This is a genomic window from Leifsonia psychrotolerans (assembly GCF_013410665.1).
Lineage (GTDB): Bacteria > Actinomycetota > Actinomycetes > Actinomycetales > Microbacteriaceae > Cryobacterium > Cryobacterium psychrotolerans_A.
The window spans coordinates 3,676,936-3,689,028 of the sequence record NZ_JACCFM010000001.1; the positions used below are offsets into that span (position 1 = coordinate 3,676,936).

General features: G+C 64.3%; 14 protein-coding genes. 13 read left to right on the forward strand and 1 reads right to left on the reverse strand.

Features of this window, described 5'->3' with window-relative positions:
- Positions 1 to 6 precede the first annotated feature (6 nt).
- The 10 genes from glmS to HNR05_RS16775 all read left to right on the forward strand — a co-directional run bounded on the left by glmS (position 7) and on the right by HNR05_RS16775 (position 7,835).
- On the forward strand, positions 7 to 1,857 hold the full coding sequence (gene glmS / locus HNR05_RS16730) for a glutamine--fructose-6-phosphate transaminase (isomerizing) (RefSeq protein ID WP_179580164.1): 1,851 nt from the start codon (positions 7 to 9) through the stop codon (positions 1,855 to 1,857).
- Between the two features lie 19 nt (positions 1,858 to 1,876).
- Complete coding sequence (locus tag HNR05_RS16735) at positions 1,877 to 2,233, forward strand: holo-ACP synthase (RefSeq protein ID WP_179580165.1); 357 nt, start codon at positions 1,877 to 1,879, stop codon at positions 2,231 to 2,233.
- On the forward strand, positions 2,230 to 3,348 hold the full coding sequence (alr, locus tag HNR05_RS16740; RefSeq protein ID WP_179580166.1) for an alanine racemase: 1,119 nt from the start codon (positions 2,230 to 2,232) through the stop codon (positions 3,346 to 3,348). The genes HNR05_RS16735 and alr overlap by 4 nt, the downstream gene beginning before the upstream one ends.
- Before the next feature lie 2 nt (positions 3,349 to 3,350).
- Positions 3,351 to 3,908 carry a tRNA (adenosine(37)-N6)-threonylcarbamoyltransferase complex ATPase subunit type 1 TsaE gene (gene tsaE, locus HNR05_RS16745; RefSeq protein WP_179580167.1) on the forward strand — a complete coding sequence of 186 codons (558 nt, stop codon included), beginning with the start codon at positions 3,351 to 3,353 and terminating at the stop codon, positions 3,906 to 3,908.
- Between the two features lie 9 nt (positions 3,909 to 3,917).
- Positions 3,918 to 4,550: a tRNA (adenosine(37)-N6)-threonylcarbamoyltransferase complex dimerization subunit type 1 TsaB gene (tsaB, locus tag HNR05_RS16750; RefSeq protein ID WP_179580168.1), complete on the forward strand. Its 633-nt coding sequence runs from the start codon at positions 3,918 to 3,920 to the stop codon at positions 4,548 to 4,550.
- Entirely contained in the window at positions 4,550 to 5,068 is a 519-nt protein-coding gene (gene rimI / locus HNR05_RS16755) for a ribosomal protein S18-alanine N-acetyltransferase (RefSeq protein WP_343062658.1), read from the forward strand. Before tsaB ends, rimI begins: the two co-directional genes overlap by 1 nt.
- Positions 5,065 to 6,135 (forward strand): tRNA (adenosine(37)-N6)-threonylcarbamoyltransferase complex transferase subunit TsaD, encoded by a 1,071-nt coding sequence (gene tsaD, locus HNR05_RS16760; RefSeq protein ID WP_179580169.1) that lies wholly within the window; start codon positions 5,065 to 5,067, stop codon positions 6,133 to 6,135. Before rimI ends, tsaD begins: the two co-directional genes overlap by 4 nt.
- Before the next feature lie 124 nt (positions 6,136 to 6,259).
- A complete protein-coding gene (locus tag HNR05_RS16765) occupies positions 6,260 to 6,769 on the forward strand; it encodes a DUF4190 domain-containing protein (protein ID WP_179580170.1) in 510 nt (169 codons plus the stop codon).
- Positions 6,770 to 6,804: 35 nt separating this feature from the next.
- Positions 6,805 to 7,362: a hypothetical protein gene (locus tag HNR05_RS16770; protein ID WP_179580171.1), complete on the forward strand. Its 558-nt coding sequence runs from the start codon at positions 6,805 to 6,807 to the stop codon at positions 7,360 to 7,362.
- Between the two features lie 59 nt (positions 7,363 to 7,421).
- Positions 7,422 to 7,835, forward strand: coding sequence for a hypothetical protein (locus HNR05_RS16775; RefSeq protein WP_179580172.1), 414 nt, complete (start codon positions 7,422 to 7,424; stop codon positions 7,833 to 7,835).
- Positions 7,836 to 7,839: 4 nt separating this feature from the next.
- Here the strand turns inward: HNR05_RS16775 and HNR05_RS16780 are convergent, their stop codons facing one another.
- Positions 7,840 to 9,024 (reverse strand): class I SAM-dependent methyltransferase, encoded by a 1,185-nt coding sequence (locus tag HNR05_RS16780; RefSeq protein WP_179580173.1) that lies wholly within the window; start codon positions 9,022 to 9,024, stop codon positions 7,840 to 7,842.
- 176 nt (positions 9,025 to 9,200) lie between these two features.
- Here HNR05_RS16780 and groES point away from each other — a divergent pair, with 176 nt between their 5' ends.
- The 3 genes from groES to HNR05_RS16795 all read left to right on the forward strand — a co-directional run bounded on the left by groES (position 9,201) and on the right by HNR05_RS16795 (position 12,026).
- A complete protein-coding gene (gene groES, locus HNR05_RS16785) occupies positions 9,201 to 9,497 on the forward strand; it encodes a co-chaperone GroES (RefSeq protein ID WP_179580174.1) in 297 nt (98 codons plus the stop codon).
- Positions 9,498 to 9,604: 107 nt separating this feature from the next.
- Entirely contained in the window at positions 9,605 to 10,570 is a 966-nt protein-coding gene (rarD, locus tag HNR05_RS16790; RefSeq protein ID WP_343062659.1) for an EamA family transporter RarD, read from the forward strand.
- 349 nt (positions 10,571 to 10,919) lie between these two features.
- Entirely contained in the window at positions 10,920 to 12,026 is a 1,107-nt protein-coding gene (locus HNR05_RS16795; RefSeq protein WP_343062660.1) for a branched-chain amino acid ABC transporter substrate-binding protein, read from the forward strand.
- The last annotated feature ends 67 nt before the right edge of the window (positions 12,027 to 12,093 follow it).

The following is a 12,093-nucleotide window of genomic DNA, read 5'->3' on the forward strand; positions in this document are numbered from 1 at the left end:
GACCCCATGTGCGGAATCGTGGGATATGTCGGAGAGAGCAAGAGCATTGAGGTACTGATGGGCGGCCTCGGTCGTTTGGAGTACCGCGGCTATGATTCGGCGGGGATTGCCGTGATCGACTCGGACGGTCACCTAGCCACTGCTAAGCGATCCGGAAAACTCGCCGCGCTCACCGCCGAGCTGGCGAACCATCCCATCAACAACGGCAGCACGGGTATCGGGCACACGCGCTGGGCGACCCATGGCGGCCCCACCGACGTCAACGCACACCCGCACCTGGGCGACAATGGCAAGCTCGCGCTCATTCACAACGGCATTATCGAGAACTTCGCCCCGCTCCGCGACGAGCTGCTCGCCGAGGGCTTCACGTTTGAAAGCGAGACCGACACCGAGGTCGCCGCCGTGCTGCTCGGGCGTGAATACCAGCGCACGGGTGACCTCAGCGAGGCATTCCGCGCCATCGTCGGCCGCCTCGACGGTGCCTTCACCTTGCTCGCTGTGCACCAAGACCAGCCGGGCGTCGTCGTCGGCGCCCGCCGCAACTCCCCACTCGTGATCGGGCTGGGCGACGGTGAGAACTTTTTGGGCTCGGATGTTGCCGCATTCGTCGAGTACACCCGACGCGCCGTGGCGATTGGTCAGGATCAAATCGTCACGATCAGCGCCGATGCTGTGACCGTTACCGACTTTGCCGGTGAGCCAGTCGAGGTCGAGGCGTTCGAGGTCGCCTGGGACGCCTCCGCATCCGACAAGGGCGGCTGGTCGAGCTTCATGGCCAAGGAAGTCTCCGAGCAGCCGGACGCCGTCGCCAACACCCTGCGCGGACGCATCACCGATGGTGTCGTGACGGTTCCCGAGCTGACCGCGTTCGGTGATGACATTTTGGCCGGTGTCGGCCGCATCGTGATCGTGGCCTGTGGCACGGCGTCCTACGCCGGCGCTGTAGCCAAATATGCGATCGAGAAGTGGGCGCGCGTGCCGGTCGATGTGGAGCTCAGTCACGAGTTCCGCTACCGTGAGCCCGTTCTCACCGCTGACACGCTCGTGGTCTCGATCAGTCAATCCGGCGAAACCATGGACACCCTGATGGCTGTCAAGTACGCCATGGCCGAGGGCACCAAGGCGATCTCGATCTGCAACACGCAGGGTGCGACGATTCCCCGCGAATCGGATGCCGTGATCTACACGCACGCCGGCCCCGAGGTCGCGGTCGCGTCAACGAAGGCGTTCGTCGCGCAAATCACAGCTCTCTATCTCTTTGCGCTGCACCTGGCCCGCGTGCGTGGCAGCCTGACTCAGGCTGAACTGAGGGCGCAGGCGGCGCAACTGCAGGCGATTCCGGAGAAAATCCAGATCGTGCTGGGCGAGGCGCCCGCCATCAAGCAGCTGGCCACCTGGATGAGCGACACCCGTGCGGTGTTGTTCCTCGGCCGCCACGTGGGATTCCCGATCGCGCTCGAGGGGGCGCTCAAGCTCAAGGAACTCGCCTACATTCACGCGGAGGGATTCGCCGCCGGCGAGCTCAAGCACGGTCCGATCGCTCTCATCGAGCCGGGTCAGCCCGTCTTCGTCGTCGTACCGAGTCCGCGTGGCTCGGCCCATCTGCACCCCAAGGTCATCTCGAACATTCAGGAGATTCGTGCGCGCGGCGCTCGGATCATCGCGATCGCCGAGTTGGGTGACGCCGCCGTGCTGCCCTTTGCAGACACTGTGATTCACATCCCGCTCGCCGCACCGCTCTTCGAGCCGCTGCTGGCGGTGATTCCGCTGCAGATCTTCGCGATGGAGCTCTCGATCGCGAAGGGTCTCGACGTCGATCAGCCCCGCAACCTCGCGAAGTCCGTGACGGTCGAGTAGAGCCAGCTCGGAGCACTCGATGATCAAGGGAATCGGCGTGGACATCGTCGATCTGGCCCGATTCGCCCGCCAGATCGAACGCACTCCGCGCCTGATACCGCGCCTGTTCGCTGAGAGCGAACGGAATCTTCCGGCGCATTCCCTCGCGGCTCGCTTCGCGGCTAAGGAAGCCCTGATCAAAGCACTCGGCGGGAGCGTGGGCGTGACCTGGCATGAGATGGAGATCGTGCCGGACGCGGAGGGGAACCCGGAGTTCGTGCTGCACGGCGGCGCCCTCGCATCGATTACAGCCCGTGGAATCACCAGCCTGCACCTGTCGATGACGCATGATGCCGGGGTCGCCTGCGCGTTCGTCGTCGCGGAGGGCAACGCATGAACGAATTTCGCGCCGCAGTGATCGACCTCGATGCCGTGACGGCCAACATCCGTCATCTTCGCGATGTGATCGGCACCCCGCACACTATGGCGGTTGTGAAGGCCAACGCGTATGGCCACGGCGCGGTGCGAGTGGCTGCCACAGCCCTGGCTGCGGGCGTCGATTGGTTGGGCGTCGCCGATATCGCCGAGGCGCTGGAATTGCGCCAGGCCGGCATCAGCGCCCCGGTACTGGCCTGGCTGCACGGCCCGGATGCCGACTTCACGGCGGCCATCGCAGCCGACGTCGACCTCGGGCTGTCGTCGACTGCGCAGCTGCACCAGGTCGCCGAGTCCGCCGCTGCGCTCGGACGCACCGCACAGATTCAGCTGAAGCTCGAGACCGGTCTCAGCCGTAACGGTGTGCATGAGTCCGACTGGGCGGCGGTGTTCGCGCTCGCTGCGGAGCTGGAGCGCTCGGGGCAGGTGCGGGTGCGTGGCATTATGAGCCACCTCTCAAATACGTCGCCCGACGACGACTCTCGGGCGAACGCACTGTTCGAGCGGGGGCTTGCCCAGGCAATTGCGGCCGGCTTGAATCCGACCCTGGCGCATCTGGCATCGACGGCCGGAGCACTGCGCTGCGCTGCGACGAGGCATTCGATGGTGCGGCTCGGCATCGGCATCTACGGTCTGTCGCCCTTCGACGACGCGAGTTCGCGTGACCTGGGGCTCAGGCCGGCTATGACGCTGCGCGGACAGATCGCCGCCGTACGCCGCGTTCCAGCCGGGGCCGGCGTCTCCTACGACTACACCTGGCGCAGCCCAGAAGAGACGACTCTCGCCCTGGTGCCTCTCGGCTATGCCGACGGTGTGCCGCGGCAGGCCTCGGGCCGGGCGAGCGTGCGGATCGGCACGGCGGACTATCCGGTTGTTGGTCGCATCGCGATGGATCAGTTCGTCGTGAACGTCGGCAACGCCGCCGTCGCGGTCGGAGACGATATCGTGCTGTTCGGCGATCCAGAGCTGGGCGAGCCCGGCGCGGTCGACTGGGCGGACGCCGCCAGCACCGTCAACTACGACATCGTCACTCGCATCGGCAACCGCGTGCCCCGGGTCTACACAGGCGGCGCTTAGCAATGCAGATCACCATTGCCGATGCCGACGGGATGCACGACTTTGGCATGCGCCTTGCCGAGCAGCTGCGTGCCGGCGATCTGATCGTGCTGACCGGCCCGCTCGGCGCCGGAAAGACCACTCTGACTCGAGGTCTCGGGGAGGGGCTGGGCGTGCGCGGGTCTGTGACCAGCCCCACGTTCGTGCTCGCCCGCACTCATCCGAGTGTCGTCGGGGGACCCCCGCTTGTGCACGTCGACGCGTACCGGCTGTCGACGCCCGTCGAACTCGACGACCTCGACATCGACTTTGTGCACTCCATCGTCGTGATCGAGTGGGGCAGGGGGATGCTGGACGGTGTGACGGATTCCTGGCTCGACATTGAGATCGTGCGACCGCTCGGGGCATCGCAGGCCAGCCCCGATGCGGATGCCTCGGCAGCGGATGCCTCGGCAGCGGAATCCGCGGGTGTCATCGAGGTGCACGACGTCGATGAACCCCGCACTGTGACGATCACGGCTCACGGCCCCCGCTGGCCAGCCGCGCCCGCGTTCGAACTCGCCCGGCACCCAAGCGAATAGGCTGAACCCGTGCTTCTTGCCATTGATACCTCCGCCGGAACGAGTGTCGCCGTCGTCGACCGCGAGCGCGGAGTTCTTGCCGAACGCGGCGTCGCCGACACCATGCGTCATGCCGAGGTGATCGGCACGTTGATCGCCGAATGCCTTGCAGAGGCGAGCGTCACGGTTGCCGAGCTCTCGGCCGTGGCTGGCGGAATGGGCCCCGGCCCGTTCACCGGTCTACGCGTGGGCATCGCCGCGGCCCGCGTCTTCGCGCTCGGGGCGGGCAAGCCGTTCATTCCCCTCGTGAGCCACGACGCGATCGCCTACGGCCGCTACCGCGCCGGGCACACTGGTGCGTTGCTCGTCGTCACCGATGCCCGTCGCCGCGAGGTCTATTGGTCCGCGTACAGCGGGGCGGATGCCGTGGGCCTGCCCGTGCGCATCGGCGACCCGGGTCTCGCCAAGCCCGCTGAACTGCTCGAAGCCGACTGGCCGCATGCCGGAATGTTCCGCGTCGACGAGCCCGTCGTCTCTGCCGGAGACCTCGGCATGGTCGCCGAACTCAGCTGGGCCGCTGGGCGCGCGTTCGCCGCCGATGAGCCGCTTTACCTGCGTTCCCCCGACGTCACGCTGTCGGCCGGCCCGAAGCGAGTGAGCTAGTGGCCTGGCAGCTGCGCCGCGCCCACGTCGACGACGTCGACGCCATCATGGTGCTTGAGACCGCGCTGTTCGAGAATGATGCCTGGTCGCCGGCCATGATGGCCCGGGACATCGCCGATCCGGCCTGCTATTACCTGGTCGCTTTTCCGCCCGACGAACCCGAACGCATCGAGGCGTACGCCGGGCTGCTCGCGCCGCGCGGGGCGAACCAGGGCGATATCCAGACCATCGGGGTCACCGAATCCGCGCGCGGCAAGGGGCTCGGCCGCACGCTTATGCAGGCCCTGATCGCCGAAGGCTACAAACGGGGCGCTCGCGAGATCTTTCTCGAGGTGCGTGCCGACAATCCATCGGCGCAACGCCTGTACACACGCCTCGGCTTCGACGAACTCGGCGTGCGACGCGGCTACTATCAGCCCGATAACGTCGACGCTGTCGTGATGCGGTTGACGATCGTGCCGCCGCACGCGGCACTCGCCGACGCTCTCCCCCTGGTAAACCCAAAGGAATCCCTATGAACCGGGTCAACCCGCTCGTCCTCGGTATCGAGACGTCGTGCGACGAGACCGGGATCGGAATCGTGCGTGGTACCACGCTGCTTTCGAACACGATTGCCTCGTCGATGGATCAGCATGCCCGCTACGGCGGCGTCGTTCCGGAGGTCGCCGCCCGCGCCCATCTCGAGGAGATCATCCCGTCGATCGAGGCGGCCGTGGCCGAGGCCGGCATCCGTCTCGACGACATCGACGCCATCGCCGTGACGAACGGACCGGGCCTGGCCGGCGCGTTGATGGTGGGTGTTGGCGCGGCCAAGGCACTCGCGGTGTCGCTCGGCAAGCCCATCTATGCCGTCAATCACCTGGTCGGGCACGTCGGCGCCGATCTGCTGCAGAATCCGGAATCGGATGCCGGGGCCACGTCCCTCGAATACCCGACGATCGCGCTGCTGGTGTCCGGCGGGCACACGGCGCTTCTGCTGGTGCGAGATCTCGTCTCCGACGTCGAACTACTCGGCGAGACGATCGACGATGCCGCGGGGGAAGCGTTCGACAAAGTTGCCCGAGTGCTCGGCCTGCCGTATCCCGGCGGCCCGCAGATCGACCGTGTGGCGGCAGTGGGAAACCCGAAGGCCATCCGGTTTCCCCGCGGGCTCAGCCTGCCCAAAGACATGGCCAAGCACCGCTACGACTTCTCATTCTCGGGATTGAAGACGGCGGTGGCGCGCTGGGTCGAGGCGCGTCAGGATGCCGGTGATGACGTTCCCATCGCGGATGTCGCGGCGAGCTTCCGGGAGGCCGTGGTCGATGTGTTGCTCACGAAAGCTGTTGCGGCCTGCACGGACTACGACGTGCCGCGACTGCTGCTTGGTGGGGGTGTCATCGCTAATGCGCGGCTCCGCGAGGTTGCTGCGGAGCGCACCAGTGCTGCGGGGATTGACCTACGCATCCCACCTCTGTCGCTCTGCACCGATAACGGGGCGATGATCGCCGCACTCGGCGCCCAGCTGATCATGGCCGGGCATGCGCCGTCGAACCTGGAATTCGGTGCGGATTCCACCCTCCCGGTATCGGAGATTCAGGCCTGACGCGCACTCGCGTTCCGGGGCGGGTTGCGCCGTTTGGCGTGCGGGGGAGTAGCGTTGGGAGACGTGGTGGTGTCGAACCGAGACCACCTGCACGACGCCGCCCTGACGAGAAGGAGTCCCTCGCATGACCGACCCCACCCTGCCGAACGACGCCGCATCCGCTGTGCCGCCCACCACACCTCCGATTTCCGACGCTCCGACGTCTGAGGCGCCGTCGGCCGCTCCAGCAGATGCTGCTCCGTCGGCTGCCCCGACGTATGGCGCACAGCCGGCTACCCCGACGTATGCTGCACCGCCGGCTTACAACGCACAGCCGGCCCCGGGCGCACCGGCCTATGGCGCCGCACCGACCATGCAGCCGGGTTACGCTCAGCCTGTTCCTGCGGCCCCCGCTGGATCGACGTATAACGTGCTCGCGATCATCTCGCTGGTCTCTGCGTTTTTCTTCAACCTCGTCGCCATCATTACCGGGCACATTGCACTCAGCCAGATCAAGCGCACCGGCGAGAACGGGCGCGGTCTCGCGATCGCTGGAGTCGTCATTGGCTATGTGTCGCTGGCCGTCTCGATCCTTGTGGGGGCGCTCTTTATCATCGGGATGATCGCCGCGGGGAGCTACTCCAGCACGTACTAGTGTCGAAAAATGGCATGTGAAAGGAATGAACTCTCATGAGTGATCCAAACACGCCCAATGTGCCACCGGTGCCCGAGGTGCCCGATGTGCCACAGGTCCCCGATGTGCCGCAGGTTCCGGATTTCCCTGAAGTCCCGAACCTGGCGGCACCGGTTTCCGTCGCGATGACGCCTCCGCCTTCAGGATCGCCACCGCAATATGGTGCGCCGCCTCCGGCAGCACCGCCGCAGCAGTATGCACCCTCGCAGTATGCGCCACCGCCGGGGGTCCCGGCATATTCCTTCTCTGCCCCGGGGCCGGCCGTGAAACAGCCGGTTCTGGGAATCATTTCGTTGATCGCCGGAATCATCGGTCTGATCGGATTTCCGATCGTTGGGTTCATCCCGATCGTCGGGGGCATTCTCGGCCTCTTCATTCCGGCTGCTGCCGTCATTCTCGGATTCCTGAGCAAGTCGAAAGAGCCGTCGGCCAAGGCGTTCTGGCTGACCGGTCTCATCACCGGCTTCGTCGGAATAGTTCTTGCGCTCGGCAGCATCCTGGTGTGGGTGATACTTCTGGCCACAGGCTTCGGTTCGTCGGGATATATATACTGACGTGATGCCGACCGCTGGCTGCCGAACGGTGAAGACGGGGATTGTGCAAAGGGGTGGCCATGACTGATACGCGTGGCGAGCAAACAGAATCGAATGGATCTTTTCAGTTCGATCTCACGCGCGATCCCGCTCCAATCACCGGACAAATCGAGTACGACTCGACGGTGACGGCGCCCACGGAATGGGTTCCGTACGTCTACGCCTCAGAAAACGCTCGGTTGCGCCCCGCGCCCCGCGCCTTCTCGATCGCCGCGCTCGTGTGTGGAACCCTCGGGCTGTTGCTTGGACTGTTTGGAGTCTGGGGGGGACCATTGGCATTCATCGCCGTGATGTTGGGGCTTCTCGCACGCAACCGCGAGCCGCTGGCCCGGCCGCGTTGGGGGTACGGCGTCGCTACGGGGCTCATCGGTCTAGCGTTCACGGGTCTGTGGATTGCCGTCGTTTCGAAGGGCATGTCCGCACTCACCGTGTGAGGGTTCACACGCGCTCGACGAGAAGCGCCACCCGATGGCCTGCGGCACGGGTGAGTATCAGCGTCGCCGAGGTCGTGCCCTTGAGCTTCAGCCGAGTGCGCAACGTTGCCGGGTCAATGTCAACGCCGCGCTTCTTGATCTCGAGCGTGCCGATCCCGCGCTCCGCAAGCGCAAGACGCAGCTTCTTCTCGTCGAACGGCAGAACGTCGAGAACACGGAAAGCCGTGGCGAAGGGTGTGTGCTGCACGGTTTCCGCGGTCAGGTAGGCGATGCCCTCACTCAGCATCCCGGCGTCCAGGCTGCGGGCGAGGTCGCCGATCAGCCGGGCTCGGATGACGGCCCCATCGGGCTCGTAAAGATACTCGCCAAGGGGAACCACCGCGGCATCCTCACTGTCGGCAGCCGCGGTGAGCTCGGCGGGCCCTTCCGGACGCAGCACGAGTGCTGCCCGACGGATGCCGTCGCGTGCCAGAACGCCGAACCACAGACCCATCTCCACCAGGGCCCCATTGACCGAGATCCATTGGGCCTCTGCCTCGGCCGGGATCTGGTCACGGTCATGCCCCGGACCGAGCTTGACGCCAATCGGAAGTCGCTTCGCGAGGTCGAACACGAAGTTGAGCGAGGGGGAGTAGTCCTCGGGGTTCAGCCGCGAGGTGTTGCTGTGCCCGCTGGTGCGCCGGGCGGGGTCGAGCCAGGCTGCATCACACTCAGAGAGGTCGAACGATTCGGCGTCGCTGTGCACCACGGTTGCCGCAGGGAACGGTGCCAGATTGAAGCTCGCGATGGCGGCGGTCACCTCGTCGGCGTCAACGGCGGTGACGATCAGGTCCATTGCCGCCAGTGCCAGAGCATCCCCGCCGATGCCCGACCCGAGGTCGGCGACGCGCGTCAGGCCGGCTGCCGCGAAACGGCCGGCGTGCAGTGCGGCGACCTTCAACCGGGTGGCCTGCTCGAGACCGGCTTCGGTGAAAAGCATGCGGCTGGCGAACTCGCCGAACTTGGGCACCGCTTTCGCCCGCAGTTTTGATTGGCTGAGTACGGCAGAGACCAGGCCGGGTGCGTGGCCCGCTTTGCGCAGATCACTGACCATTTTTACGACGTCGGACGCCGGTTCGTAGGGGGGGAGTGAGTCGAGAAGACGCAGCCCCTCGGGCGACAGCAGCTCGACGAGCTCAGAGCGATCCATCGTGCCAACTTACCAAGCGAGTCAGGTTGTTCGCGGTGAGAAGTTGCGACTCGGCAGTGTCGCGTCTCTGGCACTCACGTTGCGTGAGTGCCAGAATCGCCCTAAACTCGGTCTTAGCACTCTCGCTGTGAGTCTGCTAACCGAATCTTTGTCAAGAAACAAGAAAGAGGTCAACCGTGTCGGTCTCCATCAAGCCGCTCGAGGATCGCATCGTCATCAAGCAGGTCGACGCCGAGCAGACAACTGCTTCAGGTCTTGTCATTCCTGACTCCGCCAAAGAGAAGCCCCAGGAAGGCGAAGTTATCGCCGTCGGCCCCGGCCGCATCGACGACAACGGCAACCGCGTTCCGCTCGACATCGCTGTTGGCGACAAGGTGATCTACTCCAAGTACGGCGGAACCGAGGTCAAGTTCGGCGGTGACGACCTGCTCGTCCTGTCGGCTCGCGACGTCCTGGCTGTCGTCGTTCGCTAAGTATCAGCATTCACACAAGACCCGGGTGGCTCCTGCCGCCCGGGTCTTTTGCTGTCCCACGGCCGACCTCGAGTTGTGCATATTGTATACAGACGTAGAATCGAGACGTGTCAATTTCCAGCGAATCACGCATCCCCGTTGAAGAGCCAGTGGCCTCGAAGGCCACCGCCACCAGCCGTTCGGGTCTGATCTATGCGCTCGCCTCATACACAATCTGGGGCTTTCTTCCGTTATTCTTCCTCGCGCTCGCCCCGGCAGGCGCCTTTGAGGTCGTGGCGTGGCGCATCGTCTTCTCGCTGGTGTTCTGTGTGCTGCTGCTCGCCGTCACCCGCAAGTTCACCGCCTTCTTCCGGCTGATGGCGCGTCCGCGGATTTCGATCACCATGGCTGTGGCGGGCGTGCTCATCTACATCAACTGGCAGACCTACGTCTACGGGACCTTCAGCGGTCAGGTCGTCGAGGCTTCGCTCGGCTACTTCATCAATCCCATTGTGACCGTTTTTCTCGGCGTCTTCTTCCTCCGTGAACGACTGCGCCTGACGCAGTGGATTGCGGTGGCGGTGAGCCTTGTCGCAGTGCTCGTTCTGGCAATCAGTGCTGGCAGCGTGCCGTGGATCGCACTGATACTCGCCTTTTCGTTCGGGCTCTACGGATATATCAAAAAGCGGGTCGGCACGACGGTCGACGCAGTCGCCGGGCTCACCATGGAGACACTGTGGCTGATGCCGATCGCCATCGTGCAACTCGTGATCGTCGGTGCAACTGCGGGACTCACGATCGGCTCTGCTGGCGGCTGGCACACCGCATTGCTCCTGGCCGCCGGTGTGGTGACCGCCGTTCCCCTGTTGTTCTTCGCCGCTGCATCACGGCGGCTGCCCCTGATCTACATGGGCTTCATTCAGTACCTCGGGCCGATAATTCAGTTCTTCGTCGGCGTTTTGATTCTTCATGAGCCGATGTCAGCCGAGCGATGGGCAGGCTTCTCACTCGTCTGGCTCGCGCTGCTCATTCTCATGGTGGATGGTGTCGTCGGAGCGCGACGCCACCGTCGAGCGGTGCTCGAACTCATCTGAGCGGCCCGACGTCGGAACGCTCGTGAGCCGCGGGGGATTCATGCACAACACCGTGAACAGGGACCGCGTTGAGCTATGCCGCAGAGCCGGTGAGCCGATCGTTATCAAAACGGCGACAAATTTGTACCTGAGAAAAACTCTCGTGCTTGTATGCTCAGTCACACCGTCGAGGTAAAAGGGCCCGCAATGTCGCGGACCGTAGCGTATTCAGGTCGAGAGGCAGAATCAGATGTTACGAAAGAAAGTCCTTACCAGCTTTGCCCTAGCAGCAGCAGCCAGCCTGATGTTGGCCGGTTGTGTCAACCAAGCATCGACAGGCGGGACGAGTTCCACGCCCTCCAGCGCGCGGGTGGATTTGCCCGCCCTCACGTCGATCGAAACCCCGCCGAACGCAGTGCTTCCAGCGGGTGATGGAAAAGCCACCTGCCCGGGCGGACTCACCCTCGCCTACATCGGCGCCGAAACCGGTGCCAACGCGCAGCTCGGTATCAATATTTTCAACGGTGTGCAGTTAGCCGTCGATCAGCAGAACGCAGCCAATCCCGGCTGCCAGGTCGCTTTCAAGAAGTTCGATACCGAGGGTGACCCGAACAAGGCAACCGGCCCCGTCACGCAGGCGGTGAACGAAGCGGACATCATCGGCGTCGTCGGCCTCCCCTTCTCGGGCGAGTCGAAGGCTACCGGCAACATCTTCGAGCAGGCGGGACTGGTGCACATCACCCCGTCCGCCACCAACCCCGATCTGACGAAGAACGGCTGGACGACCTTTTTCCGTGGACTCGGCAATGATGCTGTGCAGGGACCGGCCGCGGCCAAGTTCATGACCGGCCCGCTGGAAGCCAAAACGGTTTACCTGGTTCAGGATGATTCGGACTACGGCATCGGCCTTGGCGCGACGACGACTGAAGCACTGGGTTCTGCCCTCGTGGGAACCGACAAGGTGATCACCGGCCAGAAGGACTTCTCGGCAACGATCTCGAAGATCCTGAACGCCAAGCCTGATGCGGTGTACTACTCGGGTTACTACGCCGAGGGTGCTCCGTTCGATCAGCAGCTGGTGGCCAAGGGGTACACCGGAACATTCGTCGGCCCCGACGGCGTGAAAGATGACCAGTTCATCAAACTCGCCGGTGACGCATCTGAAAATGCCTACTTCACCTGCCCATGCATTCCGGGCGAGTTGATTCCGACCTTTGAGAAGGCGTACAAGGATGCTTTCAGCATGGAGCCCGGAACCTACTCCATCGAAGGTTATGACGCGGCAACGGTACTTCTCTCGGGCATCGGCAAGGGCAACGCCACCCGTCCAGACCTGCTGAACTGGGTCAAGAACTATGACGCTGATGGTCTGAGCAAGCACTACAAGTGGAACTCCACGGGTGAGCTCGCAATACCCGCGGTGTACGGCTACAAGGTGCAGAACGCAAAGATCGTTCCGATTGGAGTCATCGGATAGCGTTTTGCGTGTGAGTGCCGCAGAGTCGTGGCCAATGCCATGCTCTGCGGCACTTCTGATCCATCGC

What these genes read in the sequence shown, in the direction of transcription:
- glmS (WP_179580164.1), top strand. Translation starts at nt 7, where the DNA reads ATGTGCGGAATCGTGGGATATGTCGGAGAGAGCAAGAGCATTGAGGTA.
- HNR05_RS16735 (WP_179580165.1), top strand. Translation starts at nt 1,877, where the DNA reads ATGATCAAGGGAATCGGCGTGGACATCGTCGATCTGGCCCGATTCGCC.
- alr (WP_179580166.1), top strand. Translation starts at nt 2,230, where the DNA reads ATGAACGAATTTCGCGCCGCAGTGATCGACCTCGATGCCGTGACGGCC.
- tsaE (WP_179580167.1), top strand. Translation starts at nt 3,351, where the DNA reads ATGCAGATCACCATTGCCGATGCCGACGGGATGCACGACTTTGGCATG.
- tsaD (WP_179580169.1), top strand. Translation starts at nt 5,065, where the DNA reads ATGAACCGGGTCAACCCGCTCGTCCTCGGTATCGAGACGTCGTGCGAC.
- HNR05_RS16765 (WP_179580170.1), top strand. Translation starts at nt 6,260, where the DNA reads ATGACCGACCCCACCCTGCCGAACGACGCCGCATCCGCTGTGCCGCCC.
- HNR05_RS16770 (WP_179580171.1), top strand. Translation starts at nt 6,805, where the DNA reads ATGAGTGATCCAAACACGCCCAATGTGCCACCGGTGCCCGAGGTGCCC.
- HNR05_RS16775 (WP_179580172.1), top strand. Translation starts at nt 7,422, where the DNA reads ATGACTGATACGCGTGGCGAGCAAACAGAATCGAATGGATCTTTTCAG.
- HNR05_RS16780 (WP_179580173.1), bottom strand. Translation starts at nt 9,024, where the DNA reads ATGGATCGCTCTGAGCTCGTCGAGCTGCTGTCGCCCGAGGGGCTGCGT.